Genomic DNA, 17,787 nt, shown 5'->3' on the forward strand with positions numbered 1-17,787 from the left:
GACGGAGGAAGGCAGCGGCCTGGGCCATTACCCCAGGGGTAATCGCCCCTTCTCCCCTCCCCCGGCAGGATCAAGCACATCGACGGGAACCCCACCAGGGTCGACCGCAGCCGCGAGGAGAACACCATGACCGTCAAATCCACCGCCGCCATCGCGAGTTCGACCAACAGCGCGATTCCCGCCTCCGAGACCACCCGGGCCGTCGTCCAGGAGTTCCTTGCCGCGCGGGTGGCCGGGGACACCGCCCGGCTCGTCACCCTCTTCGCCGACGAGGTCGACTGGCTGCTCGCCGAGAACCCCACCGTCCCGTGGATCCGCCCACGGTCCACCGCCGCCGAATGCGCCGCTCAGTTCACGGAGTTGATGGAACACACCGTGCCCGAGGACGCCCGCGCCTCGGTCGGCACCTTCCTCGTCGACGGCCCCGACGCCGTCCTGATGGGGCACGTGTCGGGGACCGTACGCGCGACGGGAAAGCCCTTCGAGGGCCCGTTCGCTCTGCACCTCACCGTCGAGGACGGCCGGATCACGCGGCACCACCTCTACGAGAACAGCCTGTCGATCGCCGAGGCATGCACCCCATGAGGGCGCGGGCGGCCGGGCAACGTGTGTGCCAGACGGGCAGGGCGGCCGGGACGGCGGGCCGGGGAGTCGGTGCGTTCGACGGGTACCCGGGGCCCTGCACCGGCTCTCGGAGCACTCATCCGTTGAGGGGTACCCGCTCTGTGTCCGACGTCCCTTCCCTCTCAGGTAGGGCGGCGGTGACTGCGGCAGGTCGGCGGGAGTGGTTCAGGGCCGTTGCAGCGGACAGCAGCGCCGGTGCCGCTGCGAGCGCGAAGCACACAGGCAGGGGGAGGCGGCCTACCAGTAGCCCGGTAGCAGCTGTCGCCCCCGATGAACCGGCATTGAAAGCGGTGTTGACCCATGCGCCCGCTTGGGTGCGGGAGGCCGGACCGGCGGCCTCGTCGGCGATCAGGTAGGCGGTGGTGATCGCCGGGGCGACGAACAGGCCGCCGAGCGCTGCCCACGCGATGAGCACGTAGGGATGAGGGGAAAGCCCCGTCGCAGCCAGGGTCAGCCCGAGGGCTGCGGCAAGACATGACAGCCGCAGCCTGCTTGAGGCGCGCCATGGGACGGCGCCGTAGATCAGGCCGCCGATGGCGCTGCCTGCGGACAGCGCGGCCAGGACCCAGGCCACCGCCTCAGGTGCGTGATGTTCGTCGGCGAAGGCGATCACCAGGAGGTCCAACGCGCCCAGGCACATACCCACTCCGGCTGAGACGGCGATCGCCTGGCGCAGCCCGGGGCCGCCCTGCAGCGACCGTCGGCGCAGCGGGGCAGGTCGCACGGTGGACACGAGCCCCTCGGACGACGCCGGCACGGCCGAGGGCTTCTTGTGACCAACCTCGCGGCGGACCGCCGGGGAGGAGATCAGCGCGAGTGAGCCGGTCAATACGAGTACGGCGCTCACGGCGAGACCGACCGATGGCACCGTGACTCGTACCAGCAGGCCCACGAGCAACGGTCCTGTGACGAAGAGGAGTTCCTCGGCGACCGCGTCCAGGCTGTACGCACGCTGCAGCAGCCGCTTGTCAGGAACCAAGTCGCTCCACAACGTCCGCATCACCGGTCCGAGCGGCGGCGTACTGGCACCGGCGGTCATGGCCAAGACCCCCAGAAGGACCCCTGACACACCTGACCACGAGGCCGCGAAAGCCAGCCCGGTCAGCAACAGCGCGTAGGCCGTGGCCATGGGGAGCAGCGCACGGCGCGGCCCGTACCGGTCGACCAGACCAGCGCGGGTCGGCGAGAGAAAGACGCTGGTCAGTCCGAACAAGGCTATAACGGTGCCGGCTACGGCATAGGAGTTGGTGGCCTCTTTGACTGCCAGCACCAGCGACAGAGAGACCATTCCGTAGGAGAGTCGACCCAAGAGCGCCGCACCGAATGTGCGGCAGGCGTAGCGGGTGCGCAGCACAGCCGCATACGACGGGGCCATGGCAGAAGAAGACATGATCATGTTCCTCGGGGAGACAGCGCCGAGCTGAGGGCGCTCCAACGTGCATGGGCGGCGAGAACCGCGCCCCATGGGCGCAGTCGGCACCGGCTCCTATGCACAGAAGAAGAACATGCGGGTCAACGTAGCAGAACAGGGTCCTGTCCGGACCACTTCCGCCCTTACCGGTGTCGGCAGACGGACGACGCCTGCCCTTGCGGGCATTCCCGGCTCGCTTCCGCTGTTCTGACTGCACGTAGATCTCGAAAGGCCCTCAGCCATGACCAGCAGCACGGCCGTCCGGCCCTCCCAGGCTCCGGGAGGGCCGGTTCTTTCCACGAGTTGGAGTACGCCTGACCGCCAGGGCTTACCGGCGCTGCCTCCATCCGGCTTGACGATGTGGCACCGAGCGCAGCGGACGGTGCCGCACCGAGACTCCGCGGGGGCGGGGGGCGCCGGTTGGCATGCTCCTCCTGAGCGCCACCCTCACCCCATCTCTCAGTAGACCGAGGCATTCACCTCGCACAGTGCGACCTCGGAGGCCCGGTTGGTGAAGTTCATTTTGACGCTCTTGGTCCTGGTCTCGCCCGGGGGAACCGAGACGAAGGCCTTGTCGGTCTCGATGACGCCACCGGAGGCGTCAACAATCCTGATCTTGATGGTGAGGGGCAGATCGACGTCGGAACCCTCGGAGTTGTCGATGAACACGGTCGTGGCCGAGGTGCTATCCGCACACTTGAGGACCTTGACCCTTTTGTCGTTGCTCGACGAGCGGGGGCCAACGGGTGTCGAGCCGGTGGGGGCGGCGGAGGCGGTGGAGCCGGCACCCGGCGACGAAGGGGCTGAGGTGGCTTCCGGGGAGCCGGTGCCGGAGGGCGACGGGGAGGGGCTGTGGCCCCCGGGGTCCTTGTTGTCGCCCTTGCCGGCCGAACCGGCCTCGTCGCGGACGGCGGAGCTGTCGTCGTTGCAGGCGGTGAGCGCGAGCAACGCCACGCCTGCAGCTGCGGCCAACTGCAGTCCACGAAGGCGTGAGTGACAGTACGTCATAAGGGAAATCCCCCTGAGTTGATCTTCTGAGCCCGCGGCACCCCAGCGAAGGGGAGCGGTGGCGAGACGTTCTCCCCGTCCTTCGAGGAGCACCGGGGCATGACGGAGTGATAGGTACCGGGCGTGCTGACGGCAGGGCGGCGCACCCCTGTGGCCCCGGAGGGACGGCGCCGGGACCAGGGGTGCGCTTCGCATGCTCAGCGGTCAGGGTTACCGGTCATCGTCCCTGCTCACCAGGCCGGTTTGCGATCGTGGCCGTAGCGGAACGGGCCTGCCGGGTGGTCCTCGAAGTGCAGGTGCGGGCCGGTGACGTTGCCGGTGGCACCGACCTTGCCGAGCCGCTGGCCGGCCTTGACCTCCTGGCCGGGATGCACACTTCGCCAGGACAGGTGGCAGTAGACGTAGACGCGACCGTTGTCCGCCTGGAGACCGATCCAGTTGCCGTAAGAACCGCCCTGGGCGTTCGACCACTTGACGGTGCCGTTCCGGACGGCGACGACAGGCGTGCCTTCCGGTGCCGCGTAGTCGTCTCCGGTGTGATACCCCGCCTGGTACCTGGCGTTCGGCACGCCGTACGCGTAGTTGACGCCGTGCCCCGGCACCGGCGCGGCGACCTTGCCGCCCGACGGCGCCTCATCTCCGTCACCCTCCCGCACCTTGAAGCCGTACTCGGCTCCGAGCTTCTTGAGGGACGTCTTCCCGGGAACGCCGTCAGCGGCGCTGCCGGAGAATCCGAGGTGGCGTTGCCACTTGGCGTATGCCTCCTTGGTGCGCGGGCCGAAGGTTCCCGGGGCGGACGAGTAGTCGAGGCCCACCGCCTTCTCCAGCGCCTCCTGCACCGTCAGGACGCTGCCGTTCCTCGCCCCGGGGTGGACGTCGGACAAGGACACCGCGTCTGCCCGCTTCACGCTCGACTCTCCCGCGAACAGCTCGGCCACGCTGCCGGCCACACTGTCAAATATTTCTCCTATGCCCGACATGCTCAGTAGCCACCCCCATCTCGGTTCGGGTCGAACTGCGAGACTCGGCCGGCGAGGTTGGATCCGTCGCGGTACACGCCGTACCTCACCATCACGTAGTTCATGGCCGCGCAGATGTTGGCCACACCGTCATAGATGTTGTGCGAGGTCCCGGGCTGGTGGTTCTCGGCGAACGTCGCCGGCATGACCTGCAGGAGCCCTCGCGTGCAGCTCTGCGGATGCCCGTCACTCTGCTCGGGACCATGGGCGTTCGAGTCGTAGGTGTTCACCGCGTTGAAGCGGTAGGTGGATTCACGCTTGGCCGCGGTCATGATGCCCTTGACCCAGTGGTCTTCCGGGACCTTGAGGATGTGGCAGGCCTCCTTCGCCGCCCTCGACGCACTCCCGTCCGGCACGTGCTTGTAGGTCACCGAGTCCAGGGGAATGGCGATGCGGCCGGTGCCCGGCTTGCCGTCGTCGTCATCTCGCTTGCGGTCGAAGAAGTTCAGCCCATGCACCCTGAACTTGTTCCGCTTGCCGAGCTCGACGAGCGACTGGCGCCCGAAGACGCCGTCCGCGTCCGCGCCACTGAAGCCGAGCTCGCGCTGGAACGCGGCCACTGCCGCCTTGGTCCGGGGGCCGAACGTCCCCGGCGCCGAGCTGTAGTCGAGCCCCACCTCCGCCTTCAGAGCGGCCTGCACGATCCGCACGGAGACGTTCCTCTCCCCGTAGACGACCTCGGAAGCCTTCACCGAGTGGTTCTCGTGGGGGAGCCGGTGCCCGTGCCAGCGCCACTCCTTACGCATCGCACCGCCCCGGTGATCATGCGGATCAGCGGTCGGCGGGCACTCGTCCTTGGGGAACTTGGGCGCGAAGTAACCGACGATGCTCGCGCTCTTCCGCTCGGTCTTGTGCGAGTACACGCCCTTACCCTGATTGCCGTCCGTGGCGCCTGCCTCAACGGTGTTGCCGCCCTTGGTGTAGACGTGCGTCTCGTCAAAGCCGACCACGAGCTCCGTGTGACCACCGTCGTGGAGGTTGACCCACGCGCCGACCGACGGGTACTCGGACCACTGGTCACGCTCCTTGGCCCAGTCAGTGAACCCGTTGACGTTGGCTATGTGCGGCACGAACTCTTCCAGGCCCGTGTCGGCGTACATGTCCCAGTCGAACATGACGCACCACGGCTGGCCGTCCATGCCGTACTGCTTCCCGAACCGTGTCCGGTTGTCGTAATCCCCGTCCACGTTCGCCTCGTAGACGCCCTCCTTGATGCTCTGAATGTGATCGACGAGCTTTCGCCACTTCGGCGTTGCCATAACTGTTCCACCATCCGAAATCGTCGGTTTCCGCGCATGCCGGCGTAGGGAAGCGCGGAGCATATGTTTCCGTCCCCTTCGCAGCAGAAAACTGCGACTGGGTAAATTGGGAGCGAAGGAGGAATGGGCGCGATCCCGGGCAGGAAAATTCCATCGCCTTGTCGAGCAATTCGCCGCTGACCACGATTGAGTGGACACCACGGCCAGCTGCCCGATCGGCTGAAAATGTGCCGGCCGGACGCACACGGAAGTACGGCTATCGCCCGGTACGGCTATCGCTCGGCCGCAGCACTGAAATCGTCACCCTGCCCGGCCCGTGGCCCGAAATCCGGCCATCCAGGCATGCGCGGATCACCGATCACCGAAGGTGATCAGCTCTCCCCCTTGGCCCATATTTGGTGACACATCGTGATGCATTGCGTCACACACCATGCGTACTCAGGCGCGCGCAGGCCCCAGGGGCGACCAAGGCGCCCAGCCTCCGCGTCTCAATCCCCTGGGCGTGAGCGTGAAGCCGACGCCTGTCGCGGAAACCAATCCGCGGGCACACTGCCCCATACCAATTCCCCCGTTTCGACGCGTGACCACACGCCCGCACATTGGGGGAACATGCCAGAATTATTGAGCTTGGGAACGCGACACACCTGCCGCACCCAACGCTCCCCCCGCGCTGACGCCTCATCAACTATATAGATCCTCACGGCCCCCGCGCAAGAATCCTGGATACGAGTCCGAATTGGTCCTGTTCAGGTAGTCGTGGGCCTTCTGGGGGCGGAACGACACCGAGTCGATAACTCACTGCGGCGCCGGACGCACACGACGGTGGCACACATTCCTCATCGCTGCCTGGAAGTCGGAACCAGGGGTTGCGAAATCGGTCCGGCACGAAAGCACTAACGGGCCTGTGTCGGCCTGAAGTTCGCGAGCCCGACCGTTGGCAGGGCCTGCTCGGCTACGGCCACCGGCCCCGAGGCCGTGACAGACGTAGCGAGTGGACGGCGTCCTCCTCGCGCGCTGAGGGTGCTCAACCCCGCCGGAGAACCCCCGAGATGGCGGATCTTCGCTCCCATCGGCTCATCGATGGGGGTGTAGACCTCCTCCGGGGCAGGGCTCCCCACCGTCTGCGTGTCACGCAATACAAAGTTGCCCTCCTGGCTTCCGCTGAGACTTGCACCAGCCATCGCCGGCTGCCCGTCACCCCCAGGTAAGAGCAAGGCGATCAACGTGAGATAAACGCGCCGGCAACCGCGTGACCTGCACCGGCCGAGATGTAGCCGAGCTCCGCGGTGCTCCCCGCTACCGCTCACCTTCAGGCCGGTGAGGTGACCGCCCGGCCAGGATGCCGGGCGAAGAACCCGACCGCGCTGTCGTTCCGGGCTGCTTCAGATGGCTGCGTCAGATGGCTGCATCAGTCGGTGGCGCCGAGTGAACGGGGTGGCTTACGGGTCAGCCTCCACCCCACGCCAAGAGCCGTGCGCGGATAATGCCTGGACGTCTGCGAGCGACCGCGCCTAAGGTGAACGCACGCCCGTGAACACAGAGAAGGAGGCGAGAGCAATGCCCATCACGACAGCACTGCGCTCCCGCCCCGTCCACCGGGCGTCCCAGGTCTGATCCGGGAGCGCGTCACTCTCCCGAAGGATCGCCTTACCCATGACTGAACTGGTCATCCGTCCGCTCACCGCGGGCGAGACTCCCCTCTTCGCCTCCCTGCCCGACCCGGGCATCGTCGGCCGCGCCGTCCTCGGCGACACCTACGGCATGATTGCCGACGGCGGCCAGTACCGGCCCGAATGGACCTGGGTCGCTCTGCGCGATGGCATCGTCGTCGCCCGCGCGGCCTGGTGGGCCAAGCCAGGGGATGAACAACCCATCGCCCTCGATTGGTTCGACTTCACCGACGCCGAGGCCGCTGTCCAACTGCTGCGCACCGCGCCTTTCCACGCCGAGTACAGCCTGCTGCTGCCGCCTGGCTGGCGTGAGAAGCCGGACGTACGGGCCGCAGCCGAGGCCCGGATGGCCGCAGCCGAGGCGGCCGGGCTCCGGAAGCTGGTCGAACGCTACCGCTACACCTGGACCTCCGACTGCCCGCTCCCCGAGCGCACCGGGCGCCTGGAGTACCGGCCGGAGCCGGACGACGACGTCATTCGAGGCGTGGTGCGTCGGATCCAGGAAGACTCCTTGGACGCCCATGACCTGCGCGGCATCGCGGAGTACGGCAGGGACCGCGCCGTCGAGGAATTCCTCAATATGCTCACCTGGATGCCTTCCCCTCGGGACTGGTGGCGAGTGGCCTACACCCCGGCCGGCGAAGTGGTGGGCTTCCACGTCCCCGCCCGCAACCCGTCCGGCCCCTGCATCGGCTTCATCGGCGTCCTCCCCGAGCAGCGCGGCCACGGCTACGCCTACGACCTGCTGGCCGAGTGCACACAGGACCTGGTGGCGCGAGGCGCGACGCGCATCGCTGCCGCGACCGACCAGGGGAACTTCCCGATGGCCGCGCATTTCACGGCAGTGGGGTACCCGGTCAGCGAGGAGCGTATCGACTTCGTCTGACCACCCGTGGCTCATAGCCGCAAACAGCCTGCCCGGAGCCGCCGTCATCGCATCAACGCACCAAGGGCCGTTCCGGGCAGGGCAGTTCGTGACACTCCGCGCCACTCCCCCTCGATCGCTTTCACCGACAGGTGACGCCTCCGAGCACCAGCTCTGTGCGCTCGGTCGGGGTGGTGCGCCGGGCCCTTCAGCGTCCAGGTCATGGATGCCGCCGGGCAGATTCTTGGGGCCTCGGCGCGTCGACTCGTGACCGACCTGTCAGTGGTGTCCGTGGGCAGAACGCGAGTGCAGGGCCCCGATCGACCAAGGATCGGGGCCCTGCTCACGTCTTCGGCTTCAGCTCACGCCCACCGAGGCCAATGCCCGCCGCTGCACGGCCGTCGGGCGCGCCGGGAAGTACAGATAGCAGACGCCTCCGGTGCCGCTGACGACCTTGCCCTCGGCGTTCTTCCGCTTCGTCCGGAGCCAGATGTTCTCGAACTGGCGGCGCTTGTAGACGTGCCGGACCGAGGCGTCGTCGGGGGACGCCGGGTCGTTGGCGATGATGTCGCCGTCCTTCGTGAAGCCGATGACGGTCATCAGGTGGCCCGCCGTGCCGTAGCCCGCGCCGTCCAGCTCGGTCTTCAGGAAGGACTGTGACGTTATGACCGGGATGCCGGCGTGGACGAGCCGCTCGGCGTCCGTGAGGGAGCCGAGGCGGGTGATGACGGCCTGCATGTCCTTGTAGGTGGCGGCGTAGGCGGCGTTGAAGGGCCAGTTGCCGCATCCCTCGTACTGGTTGTCGAAGGTGTGTCGGGCGGCGTGGCAGACCTGTGGGTCGGCGTAGTCGGGGTTGACCCAGGCCAGATCCTTGTCACTGGGCTTCCGCCCCCAGTACTCGACGATCATCTGGGAGGAGGTGGGGCTGCACCACGCCTCTCCCCCGTTGTCGTACTCCGGGTACTGGCCCTTGTGGATCTCCTGGGAGTAGCGCGGTACGGACAGCTCCCGGCCGGCGGCGGGGCCCGGCGCGGAGGCGGGCACATCGAAGCGGTCGGGGACATCCGAGCCCATGGCACCCAGCCGCCAGACGACGGGGGTGCGGGTCGCGCCGGGCTTGCGGTGGAGCGTGAGGCGCAGCTGGTAGGCGGCCAGGCGCAGTCCGCTCGCCGGGTCGTCGATGGCGAGGGTGTCGGTGTAGACGCTGCTCTTGCCGTCCTTCTGGTCGTCGACGGACGTCCGCCGGATGTCGCCGTCGCCGTCACCCGCCGTCCAGCGGCCCATGACGTACCAGGGGGTGCGGCCGCCGTCGCTGTAGGTGCCGCGCAGCTCGATGGCGATCCAGGTGCCGGCGGGGGTGCGCGCGTTCCAGGAGGGGATGAGCTCGGTGGCCGGCACCTTGAGGGTGTGCTTCGGGCCGGTCCAGGTGGCGTACTCCCAGGTGGCGCTCTTGCCGGTGTGCGGGTCGCGGTAGTCGACGGCGCCGGCCGGGCGCTCGATCCGGATGCCGGGGCGGGCACCGTGCGCGACGCCGGTGCCGTCGTCCTTGCCCTCGTTCCAGTCGGCGGCGGTGGTCCAGGCGTGATAGTCCACGAGCCTCTTCGATCGACGCGCGGCGGCGTCCGGGACGGCGGTGGTGCCGGTCGGGGCGGCGGTCCCCGCGGCGGCCTTGCCCGGCCCGCCTGCGGCGTACGCCAAGGGGGTGGCGACGCCTGCCGCGGCGGCGAGCGCGGCGGCCAGGACGGTACGCCGGGGCGCTGAGCTGGTCATGGTGGTGGTCCCCCAGTCGAATGCGGGCGAGCGGTACGAGGAGTCGGGTCGGAGCGCGGACGGGCAGATCAGCAGTGGCTCAACTATCACCGTTCCGCGCGGCCTGCGGAAGGCGGTTCGGTGCGCGTCGCGCAACGAATATTGGTGTGGACCATTGGCGTACGCTGACGCGATGGACCGTGATCTGACCTCGCTCGCCGCCAGGCTGCGCGCCCTGCCGCCCTCCTGCGGGCCGGTGCGGCTGGTCGCGGTGGACGGGCACGCGGGCTCGGGCAAGAGCACCTTCGCCCGGCTGCTGGCGGACGCGCTCGGCGGCGCGCCGGTGCTCCACACCGACGACCTCGCCACCCACGAGGAGCTGTTCGCCTGGGGCGACCGGTTCCGGGAGCAGGTGCTGGAGCCGCTGTCCCGGGGAGAGCGCGCCCGCTACGGGGTCTACGACTGGGTCCGACGGGAGTTCTCCGAGCCGCGCGAGCTGACGCCCGCGCCCGTCGTGCTGGTCGAGGGGGTCGGCACCGGCCGCCGCACGCTGCGCCCGCATCTGGCGTGCCTGCTGTGGATGGAACTGGCGCCCGAGCATTCCTGGGAAAGAGGTCAACTGCGGGACGGCCCGGCGCTCGCCGCCTTCTGGGATGGCTGGATTCCGGCGGAGCGCAGGCACTTCGCGGCCGATCCCTCGCGTCCGTACGCCGATCTCCTGGTGCGGCAGGGAAAGGTGGGGTATGAGGTGCGTGTGGGACCGTCCGGCGCGCCCTGACCCACCCCGCTTCTCACCCTCCGTAGCGGACCACGGCCGGCGTGCGGGGCGACGCCGACAGGGTCCCGCCGAGTGCCCCAACTCGGCTTGACCTGTGGGGCGTACAGGACTTACGTTCTCAATGTGCGGTTCTACGGACCGCCCGCAGGCGCGAAGCCCCCGGTTGTTCCCCCGTGATCGGGGGCTTCGTACTGTGCGAAAGCCTCCTCCGGCGGTGCCGTCCCCCGCCAATCCCTCACCCTCGGTCACCGCATCCTTCGCGCCGCCGAGCTGCGGATTCCGCGTCACTCTCCGCCGTGCGGCCCTCTACGGCGCGACCCTCTCCCGCAGGTACGATGCGGGTCTGTGCCACCGAAGGGCGCGGACCGAGGTGCGTGCGGAGGAGCAACTTCCGCCCGTCGTACGCCGGTTCGGGGGGCTTGCGGCCCGGCACTTGCCCGGCGGCACACCACGGGGGGACGTTTTGTGGGGGGACGGGATGGATTTCGGCGCGCAAGGTTCACCCGCCCCGGCCGAACTCGCCTGGCTGCGCGCGGTCGACGCCTACACCGTGGGCGCCTATCCGCAGGCCGAGGAGGAGTTCCGGGCCGCGGTACGCCTCGACCCCACCATGGCCGACGCCTGGCTCGGTCTGCACGCGCTGCGCGCCGACACCTCCACCGCACTGCTGCGCATGCACCGGCACCGCGACCGCTTCGGTGAGCAGCGCGCCCGGCATCGCCGCACCCTCAACTCCTGGTACTGGCTGGGCTGGTGGGTCCAGCCGGTGCTGGAATCCGGCCGCGATCTGCTGCTGGCCCACGCCTCCCACTGGCTGGACGGCCGCCACGTCGCCGAACTGGACCAGGCGCTGGCCGGCTGCCCGCCGGTGGACACCGATCCGCAGGTCCGCTTCCTGCACGCCTGCCGCGCCTACCTCGTCAAGGACTGGGACCAGCTGGTACGGCACACCGAGCCGCTGCTGGACGACCCGATCCTGGGCATCGAGGCCGGACTGTTCGGCGGTATGGCCCGGGTGCGGCTGGAGATGTACGGCCAGGCCGAGCCACTGCTGTCCGCCGCGCTGATGCGCTGCCGTAGCGAGCAGCCGCAGCGCAAGGAGCTGCGCTACTGGCTCGCCCGCGCCCACGAGGGCACCGGCCGCAGCGCCGCGGCCCTCCCCCTCTACCGCGCGGTGCACCGCGTCGACCCGGCCTTCATGGACACCGCGGCCCGGCTGGCCGCCATCGCCGAGGCGGACGGCCTGGACGAGGGCTCCGACCTGGCGACGGTCTCCGCCTCCGGCCTCGGCCAGGAAGCGGGCGGCGACCTCGACCCCCTCTCGCCGCTCGACCCGGTGGACGGCCGCGAGCTGCTGGCCACCGGCGACGCCGCCGACGGGCCGGAGGGCGACCTCGGCGGCCCGCCGGCCGGGAGCGACACCACCGCCCGGGTCAAGGCCACCACACCGGGGCCGCGCGGGGCCGAGCGGCTGCCCGCCGGGCCGGCCGACCCCGTACTGCTGGAAAAGGCCCTGGGCGAGCTGGAGCGGATGGTCGGCATGGAGCCGGTCAAGCGTCAAGTGCGGGCGCTGTCGGCGCAGTTGCGGATGGCGCGGCTGCGCGCGAGCCAGGGTCTGCCGGTACAGCCACCCAAGCGGCACTTCGTCTTCTCCGGGCCCTCGGGCACCGGCAAGACGACCGTCGCCCGGATACTCGGCCGGGTGTTCTACGCCCTCGGCCTGCTCGGCGGCGACCACCTCGTGGAGGCCCAACGCTCCGATCTGGTCGGCGAGTTCCTCGGTCAGACCGCGGTCAAGGCCAATGAGCTGATCGACTCGGCGCTGGGCGGGGTGCTGTTCGTCGACGAGGCGTACAGCCTGTCCAACTCCGGCTACAGCAAGGGCGACGCGTACGGCGACGAGGCACTGCAGGTGCTGCTCAAGCGCGCGGAGGACAACCGCGACCGCCTGGTCGTCATCCTGGCCGGCTATCCGGAGGGCATGGACCGGCTGCTCGCCGTCAACCCCGGCCTCTCCTCCCGCTTCACCAGCCGCGTGGACTTCCCCAGCTACCGGCCCTCGGAGCTGACCGCGATCGGCGAGGTGCTGGCCGCGGAGAACGGCGACCGCTGGGACGAGGAGACCGTCGACGAGCTGGCCAGCATCAGCGGCCATGTCGTCGAGCAGGGCTGGATCGACGAGCTGGGCAACGGCCGCTTCCTGCGCACCCTCTACGAGAAGAGCTGCGCCTACCGCGACCTGCGGCTGTCCACCTGGCGCGGCACCCCTGGCCGCGACGACCTCGCCACCCTCCGCCTGCCGGACCTCATGCAGGCGTACGGCGAGGTGCTCTCCGGCCGCGGCCCCGACCCCCAGACACCGCCCAGGGGCCTGGACCTGTAGCGGTGCGCGCCGGGGCACTCCGGCGCACACCCGGTCAGCCGGCCAGCGCCCGCTCGTCCGCCGGCAGCACCGGCTCCGCACGTGGCTCGGCGATGCGCTCGCCCGCGCTCCGGCGCGCCGGGCGGGCGCCCGGCCCATCACGGTGCGCGGGGTCGCGGACCTCGCCGACCAGCATCTCCAGCACGTCCTCCAGCGCGACCAGGCCCAGCACCCGGCCGGTCGCGTCGGCGACCGCCGCCAGATGGGAGGCGGCCCGGCGCATCGCCGTCAGGGCGTCGTCCAAGGGCAGCTCGGCGCGCAGGGTCGCCATCGGGTGCCAGATCCGCTGCGGCACCGCACGGTCCCGCTCCTCCAGGTCCAGTACGTCCTTGACATGCAAATAGCCCATGTACGCGCCGCCGGACGCGCACACCGGGAAGCGGGAGTAGCCGGTCTTGACCGTCAGCTCCTCCACCTGGCGGGGCGTGACGGTCGCATCGACGGTGACCAGGCCCGCCGGGTCGAGCAGCACGTCGGTGACGGGGCGGCTGCCCAGTTCCAGGGCGTCGGAGAGCCGCTCCTGCTCGGCGGGGCCGAGGAGCCCCGCTTGACCTGAGTCCTCGACGAGATGGGTCAGCTGCTCGCTGGTGAAGACCGCCTCCACCTCGTCCTTCGGCTCGACGCCGAAGAGCCGCAGCACACCGCGGGAACAGGCACCGAGCAGGGCGGTCACCGGGCGGCACAGCCGCGCGAAGGCGACCAGGCCGGGGCTGAACCACAGGGCGGTCTTCTCGGGCGCCGCCATCGCCATGTTCTTCGGCACCATCTCGCCGATGACGAGGTGCAGGAAGACCACCAGCGCCAGGGCGATGACATAGCCGAGGGGGTGCACCAGCGGCTCGGGCAGATGCGCGGCCTGAAAGACCGGCTCCAGGAGGTGGGCGACGGTCGGCTCGGCCACCGCGCCGAGCGTCAGGGAGCAGACGGTGATGCCGAACTGCGCGGCGGCCATCATCTGCGGGAGGTTCTCCAGGCCGTGCAGGACCTGCCGGGCCCGTTTGGAGCCCTCCGTGGCCAGCGGCTCGATCTGGCTGCGGCGTACCGAGACGAGGGCGAACTCCGCGCCGACGAAGAAGCCGTTGGCGAGCACGAGCAGTATCGCGAACAGAAGCTGGACCAGGCTCATCGAGCCACCTCCGCGCCGGCCGGGACCCGCTCGCGGGGAGCTTCGGGTGCGGCGGGTGCCGCGGTGGCGGTGGCGGACGCGAGGGGCGCCGTCCGCACGATCCTTATCCGTTCGGCGCGGTGGTGCGACACCAGCCGCACCCGCAGCCGCCAGCCGTCGAGTTCGGCGATGTCACCGGGGGCCGGGATCCGGCCGAGTATGTGTGCCACCAGTCCTGCCACCGTCTCGTACGGCCCGTCGGGTGCCGCCAGGCCGATCTTGCGCAGCGTGTCCACCCGGCAGCCGCCGTCGGCGTCCCACGCGGGGCGTCCCTCCTCGGCCGGGGCCTGCCCCAGCTCGGGCAGGTCCACCCGGTCGTGCTCGTCGCGTACCTCGCCCACGAGCTCCTCGATGATGTCCTCCAGCGTGACCACGCCGGCGGTGCCGCCGTACTCGTCGACCACCACCGCTATCGGCTGTTCGCTGCGCAGCCGCTCCAGCAGCGGCTGTACGGGCAGCGTCTCGGGCACCAGCAGCGGCGGTACCGCGATCCGGGCCGCCGGAGTGCGCAGCCGCTCGTGGGTCGGGACCGCCAGGGCGTCCTTGAGGTGCACCATGCCGACGACCTCGTCGAGCCGGGTGCGGTAGACGGGGAAACGGGAGAGCCCGGTGGCGCGGGTGAGGTTCACGACGTCCTCGGCGGTGGCGGACGCCTGCAGGGCGCTCACGCGCACCCGCGGCGTCATGACGTTCTCCGCGGTCAGGTCGCCCAGCGAGAGGGTGCGGACGAAGAGGTCGGCGGTGTCCTGCTCGATCGCGCCGGCCTGCGCGGAGTGGCGGGCCAGCGAGACCAGCTCGCCCGGCGTCCGGGCGGACGCCAGCTCGTCGGTCGGCTCCACGCCCAGGGAGCGGACGAGGCGGTTCGCGGTGGTGTTCAGCAGCGTGATCACCGGGCGGAAGAGGTGCGAGAAGGCGTTCTGCGGGCCGGCGACGAAGCGCGCGACCTGAAGCGGCCTGGACACCGCCCAGTTCTTGGGCACCAGCTCGCCGACGACCATCTGGACGGCGGAGGCCAGCAGCATGCCGATGACGACCGCGGTGCCCGGGACGGCGCCCTTGGGCAGGCCGGTCGCCAGCAGCGGGTCGGCCAGCAGCTGGGCCAGCGCCGGCTCCGCGAGCATGCCGACCACCAGGGAGGTGATGGTGATGCCGAGTTGGGTGCCGGACAGCTGGAAGGAGAGTTCGCGCAACGCGGAGACGACGGTGCGGGCGCGGCGGTCGCCGTCGGCCGCGGCCCGCTCGGCGTCCGCCTTCTCGACGGTGACGAGTCCGAACTCCGCGGCCACGAAGAAACCGTTGGCCAGGATCAGGACGAGTGCCGCTGCGAGCAGCAGCAGGGGGCCGGTCATGCCGCCGCCTCCGTGGTACTTGGGGGTTCCGAAGGGGCGGCGCAGGTACTACAGGACGATCCGTCCATTGCCGGAGGGAGTCACTCCTCGGGTCGCAGTTTTGCCCTCTGAAGGGCGGGGCGCGGAGCGCACCCCGGAGAACAGAGTAATCAGCAGGGCTCGGATTGGGGCAGGGTCACGGTGCCGTGTGGCGGCCGGTGCCGTGCGTCTCGGTGAGTCCGCGCAGCGCACGGGCGTCACGGATGGCCTGGTCCTTGGCGATACCGGGCTGGATGCCCATCGCCGGCAGGCTGGTGCCGTCGGCGAGGTCCAGATGGACCCACGGGTCGCCGACGCGGAGGTTGACGCGCAGGATCTGGGCCCAGGCCAGCTCCCGCTTGGTGGTGAGGTTGACGACCGTGACGCCCTCCTGGCGCGCGACCACCTTGGGGCGGGCGAGCAGCAGGAGGACAGCCAGGATCAGCGCGCCGGTCAGCACGAAGCTGGCCCGCTCGCCACCGCTCAGCTTCGGCAGCAGCACCGCGATCGCCGCGAGGGCGGCGAGCTGGGCGATGCCGACGGCGTACAGCACGACCCGGGTGCGAGTCGGCCGGAAGGTCACCGGGAGGCTGGGCAGGGCGTCAGGCGCGGACACGTCGTGGTCTTCCGTCGTGGGCGAGGCGTAGGGGGTCAGCGGGGGGGCGGTCACAGACGGCAGGCGTGGATGCCGGTCGTCAGGATCGCGCGGGCGCCGAGGTCGTACAGCTCGTCCATGATGCGCTGGGCGTCCTTGGAGGGGACCATCGAGCGGACCGCGACCCAGCCTTCGTGGTGCAGCGGGGAGACGGTCGGCGACTCCAGGCCCGGGGTGAGGGCGACGGCCTTCTCGACGTGCTCGACGCGGATGTCGTAGTCCATCATCACGTAGCGCCGGGCCACCAGGACGCCCTGCATACGGCGCAGGAACTGGCGGACCTTCGGGTCGTCGTCCGGGGCGCCGGTGCGGCGGATGACGACCGCCTCCGACTTCAGGATCGGCTCGCCGATGATCTCCAGGCCGGCGTTGCGCAGGGTGGTGCCGGTCTCCACGACGTCCGCGATGATCTCGGCGACCCCGAGCTGGATGGCGGTCTCGACGGCGCCGTCGAGGTGGACGACGGAGGCGTCCACACCGTTGTCGGCGAGGTGCTGGGTGACCAGACCGGAGAAGGAGGTGGCGATCGTCATGCCGCCGAACTCCGTGACGTCCTTCGCCGTGCCCGGGCGGGTGGCGTAGCGGAACGTCGACCCGGCGAAGCCGAGCTGGAGGATCTCCTCCGCCTGCGAGCCGGAGTCCAGCAGCAGGTCACGGCCGGTGATGCCGATGTCGAGCTTGCCGGATCCGACGTACACCGCGATGTCCCGCGGGCGCAGGAAGAAGAACTCGACCTCGTTGTCCGCGTCGACCAGGACCAGTTCCCTGCGGTCCTTGCGCTGGCGGTATCCGGCCTCATGGAGCATCGCCGACGCAGGCTCGGACAGTGAACCCTTGTTGGGGACAGCGATGCGCAGCATGAGAGCGGATTCCTTCGTGCGAGGGGGTGTTGGGGGGAACTGGTGGTTGATCACAGGTGGGCGTAGACGTCGTCGAGGGAGATTCCCTTGGCGACCATCATCACCTGAAGGTGGTAGAGGAGCTGCGAGATCTCCTCAGCGGCGGCCTCGTCGGATTCGTACTCCGCGGCCATCCACACTTCGGCCGCCTCTTCGACGACCTTCTTGCCGATGGTATGGACACCGGCCTGCACCAGTTCTGCGGTGCGGGAGGTGGCGGGGTCGCCGGTGGCGGCCTTCTGCTGGAGCTCGGAGAAGAGCTCCTCGAACGTCTTCTTGGACATGGTGCTGCCTACCCTACGCGGTCGCCCCGTCCCGCTCAGCGCCAGGGTTCGGAGACCGAACGGAGGGTGGCCGCGGTGGCGACGGCGGCGGTGACCGCTTCGTGGCCCTTGTCCTCGGACGACCCCTCGATACCGGCGCGGTCCAGCGCCTGCTCCTCGGTGTCGCAGGTCAGTACGCCGAAGCCGATCGGTACGCCGGTGTCCACCGAGACCTGGGTCAGGCCCTGGGTGACGCCCTGGCAGACGTAGTCGAAGTGCGGGGTGCCGCCCTTGATGACCACGCCGAGGGCGACGACCGCGTCGTAGCCGCGACCGGCCAGCACCTTGGCGACGACCGGCAGCTCGAAGGCGCCGGGCACCCGCAGCAGCGTCGGCTCGTCGATGCCGAGTTCGGTGAGGGCGCGCAGCGCGCCGTCCACGAGGCCGTCCATGACCTGCTGGTGCCATTGCGCCGCGATGACGGCCACCCGCAGGTCGCCACAGTTCTTCACGGTCAGTTCGGGTGCGCCCTTGCCGCTCACGATTCTCCTCGTACGGGTGATGGTGCTGGTGGTGCTGACGGTCTGCTGGTGTTGCGGTGCGTTTCCGCTGTGTTGCTGCTGGTCCGCTGCC

15 protein-coding genes are annotated in these 17,787 nt (G+C 69.9%); 4 read left to right on the plus strand and 11 right to left on the minus strand.

All coding sequences use genetic code 11. From position 1 onward, the window contains the following. Window positions 1-126 precede the first annotated feature (126 nt). Complete coding sequence (locus ACH4FH_RS21120; protein WP_398557413.1) at window positions 127-585, plus strand: nuclear transport factor 2 family protein; 459 nt, start codon at window positions 127-129, stop codon at window positions 583-585. Between the two features lie 115 nt (window positions 586-700). On the opposite strand, the gene ACH4FH_RS21125 is transcribed toward ACH4FH_RS21120, so the two are convergent. The 4 genes from ACH4FH_RS21125 to ACH4FH_RS21140 all read right to left on the minus strand — a co-directional run bounded on the left by ACH4FH_RS21125 (window position 701) and on the right by ACH4FH_RS21140 (window position 5,321). Next, window positions 701-2,014, minus strand: a complete 1,314-nt coding sequence (locus ACH4FH_RS21125) for an MFS transporter (protein ID WP_398557414.1) — start codon at window positions 2,012-2,014, stop codon at window positions 701-703. A gap of 480 nt (window positions 2,015-2,494) precedes the next feature. After that, entirely contained in the window at window positions 2,495-3,007 is a 513-nt protein-coding gene (locus tag ACH4FH_RS21130) for a hypothetical protein (RefSeq protein WP_398557415.1), read from the minus strand. 266 nt (window positions 3,008-3,273) lie between these two features. Further along, complete coding sequence (locus tag ACH4FH_RS21135; RefSeq protein WP_398557416.1) at window positions 3,274-3,993, minus strand: peptidoglycan DD-metalloendopeptidase family protein; 720 nt, start codon at window positions 3,991-3,993, stop codon at window positions 3,274-3,276. A gap of 32 nt (window positions 3,994-4,025) precedes the next feature. After that, complete coding sequence (locus ACH4FH_RS21140) at window positions 4,026-5,321, minus strand: peptidoglycan-binding protein (protein ID WP_398557417.1); 1,296 nt, start codon at window positions 5,319-5,321, stop codon at window positions 4,026-4,028. Window positions 5,322-6,974: 1,653 nt separating this feature from the next. Here ACH4FH_RS21140 and ACH4FH_RS21145 point away from each other — a divergent pair. Then, window positions 6,975-7,877 carry a GNAT family N-acetyltransferase gene (locus tag ACH4FH_RS21145; protein ID WP_398557418.1) on the plus strand — a complete coding sequence of 301 codons (903 nt, stop codon included), beginning with the start codon at window positions 6,975-6,977 and terminating at the stop codon, window positions 7,875-7,877. A 336-nt stretch (window positions 7,878-8,213) separates the two neighbouring features. Here the strand turns inward: ACH4FH_RS21145 and ACH4FH_RS21150 are convergent, their stop codons facing one another. Further along, the gene (locus ACH4FH_RS21150) at window positions 8,214-9,626 is read right to left on the minus strand and encodes a peptidase C39 family protein (RefSeq protein ID WP_398557419.1); all 1,413 of its coding nucleotides are present in this window, start codon (window positions 9,624-9,626) and stop codon (window positions 8,214-8,216) included. Window positions 9,627-9,798: 172 nt separating this feature from the next. Between ACH4FH_RS21150 and ACH4FH_RS21155 the strand changes: the two genes are divergently transcribed. Continuing rightward, window positions 9,799-10,383 carry a uridine kinase gene (locus ACH4FH_RS21155; protein WP_398557420.1) on the plus strand — a complete coding sequence of 195 codons (585 nt, stop codon included), beginning with the start codon at window positions 9,799-9,801 and terminating at the stop codon, window positions 10,381-10,383. Window positions 10,384-10,861: 478 nt separating this feature from the next. After that, the gene (locus tag ACH4FH_RS21160; RefSeq protein WP_398557421.1) at window positions 10,862-12,766 is read left to right on the plus strand and encodes an AAA family ATPase; all 1,905 of its coding nucleotides are present in this window, start codon (window positions 10,862-10,864) and stop codon (window positions 12,764-12,766) included. Between the two features lie 34 nt (window positions 12,767-12,800). Here ACH4FH_RS21160 and ACH4FH_RS21165 read toward each other — a convergent pair whose 3' ends face one another. From ACH4FH_RS21165 to ribH, 6 genes are all read right to left on the minus strand, one after another. Then, complete coding sequence (locus tag ACH4FH_RS21165; protein ID WP_398557422.1) at window positions 12,801-13,931, minus strand: hemolysin family protein; 1,131 nt, start codon at window positions 13,929-13,931, stop codon at window positions 12,801-12,803. Next, window positions 13,928-15,319: a hemolysin family protein gene (locus ACH4FH_RS21170; protein ID WP_398557423.1), complete on the minus strand. Its 1,392-nt coding sequence runs from the start codon at window positions 15,317-15,319 to the stop codon at window positions 13,928-13,930. Before ACH4FH_RS21170 ends, ACH4FH_RS21165 begins: the two co-directional genes overlap by 4 nt. A 175-nt stretch (window positions 15,320-15,494) precedes the next feature. Next, window positions 15,495-15,953: a PH domain-containing protein gene (locus ACH4FH_RS21175; protein WP_398557424.1), complete on the minus strand. Its 459-nt coding sequence runs from the start codon at window positions 15,951-15,953 to the stop codon at window positions 15,495-15,497. A 50-nt stretch (window positions 15,954-16,003) separates the two neighbouring features. Then, window positions 16,004-16,852, minus strand: a complete 849-nt coding sequence (hisG, locus tag ACH4FH_RS21180; RefSeq protein WP_393894167.1) for an ATP phosphoribosyltransferase — start codon at window positions 16,850-16,852, stop codon at window positions 16,004-16,006. A 50-nt stretch (window positions 16,853-16,902) separates the two neighbouring features. Next, the gene (locus ACH4FH_RS21185; protein WP_086720687.1) at window positions 16,903-17,175 is read right to left on the minus strand and encodes a phosphoribosyl-ATP diphosphatase; all 273 of its coding nucleotides are present in this window, start codon (window positions 17,173-17,175) and stop codon (window positions 16,903-16,905) included. A gap of 35 nt (window positions 17,176-17,210) precedes the next feature. Further along, window positions 17,211-17,696 (minus strand): 6,7-dimethyl-8-ribityllumazine synthase, encoded by a 486-nt coding sequence (ribH, locus tag ACH4FH_RS21190; RefSeq protein WP_398557425.1) that lies wholly within the window; start codon window positions 17,694-17,696, stop codon window positions 17,211-17,213. Between the last annotated feature and the right edge of the window lie 91 nt (window positions 17,697-17,787).

This window comes from Streptomyces sp. NPDC017993, assembly GCF_044328065.1.
Taxonomy (GTDB): Bacteria; Actinomycetota; Actinomycetes; order Streptomycetales; family Streptomycetaceae; genus Streptomyces.

Bases quoted from the DNA above. Each gene is read 5' to 3' on its own strand.
- ACH4FH_RS21120 (WP_398557413.1), top strand. From the start codon at position 127: ATGACCGTCAAATCCACCGCCGCCATCGCGAGTTCGACCAACAGCGCG.
- ACH4FH_RS21125 (WP_398557414.1), bottom strand. From the start codon at position 2,014: ATGTCTTCTTCTGCCATGGCCCCGTCGTATGCGGCTGTGCTGCGCACC.
- ACH4FH_RS21140 (WP_398557417.1), bottom strand. From the start codon at position 5,321: ATGGCAACGCCGAAGTGGCGAAAGCTCGTCGATCACATTCAGAGCATC.
- ACH4FH_RS21145 (WP_398557418.1), top strand. From the start codon at position 6,975: ATGACTGAACTGGTCATCCGTCCGCTCACCGCGGGCGAGACTCCCCTC.
- ACH4FH_RS21150 (WP_398557419.1), bottom strand. From the start codon at position 9,626: ATGACCAGCTCAGCGCCCCGGCGTACCGTCCTGGCCGCCGCGCTCGCC.
- ACH4FH_RS21155 (WP_398557420.1), top strand. From the start codon at position 9,799: ATGGACCGTGATCTGACCTCGCTCGCCGCCAGGCTGCGCGCCCTGCCG.
- ACH4FH_RS21160 (WP_398557421.1), top strand. From the start codon at position 10,862: ATGGATTTCGGCGCGCAAGGTTCACCCGCCCCGGCCGAACTCGCCTGG.
- ACH4FH_RS21165 (WP_398557422.1), bottom strand. From the start codon at position 13,931: ATGAGCCTGGTCCAGCTTCTGTTCGCGATACTGCTCGTGCTCGCCAAC.
- ACH4FH_RS21170 (WP_398557423.1), bottom strand. From the start codon at position 15,319: ATGACCGGCCCCCTGCTGCTGCTCGCAGCGGCACTCGTCCTGATCCTG.
- hisG (WP_393894167.1), bottom strand. From the start codon at position 16,852: ATGCTGCGCATCGCTGTCCCCAACAAGGGTTCACTGTCCGAGCCTGCG.
- ACH4FH_RS21185 (WP_086720687.1), bottom strand. From the start codon at position 17,175: ATGTCCAAGAAGACGTTCGAGGAGCTCTTCTCCGAGCTCCAGCAGAAG.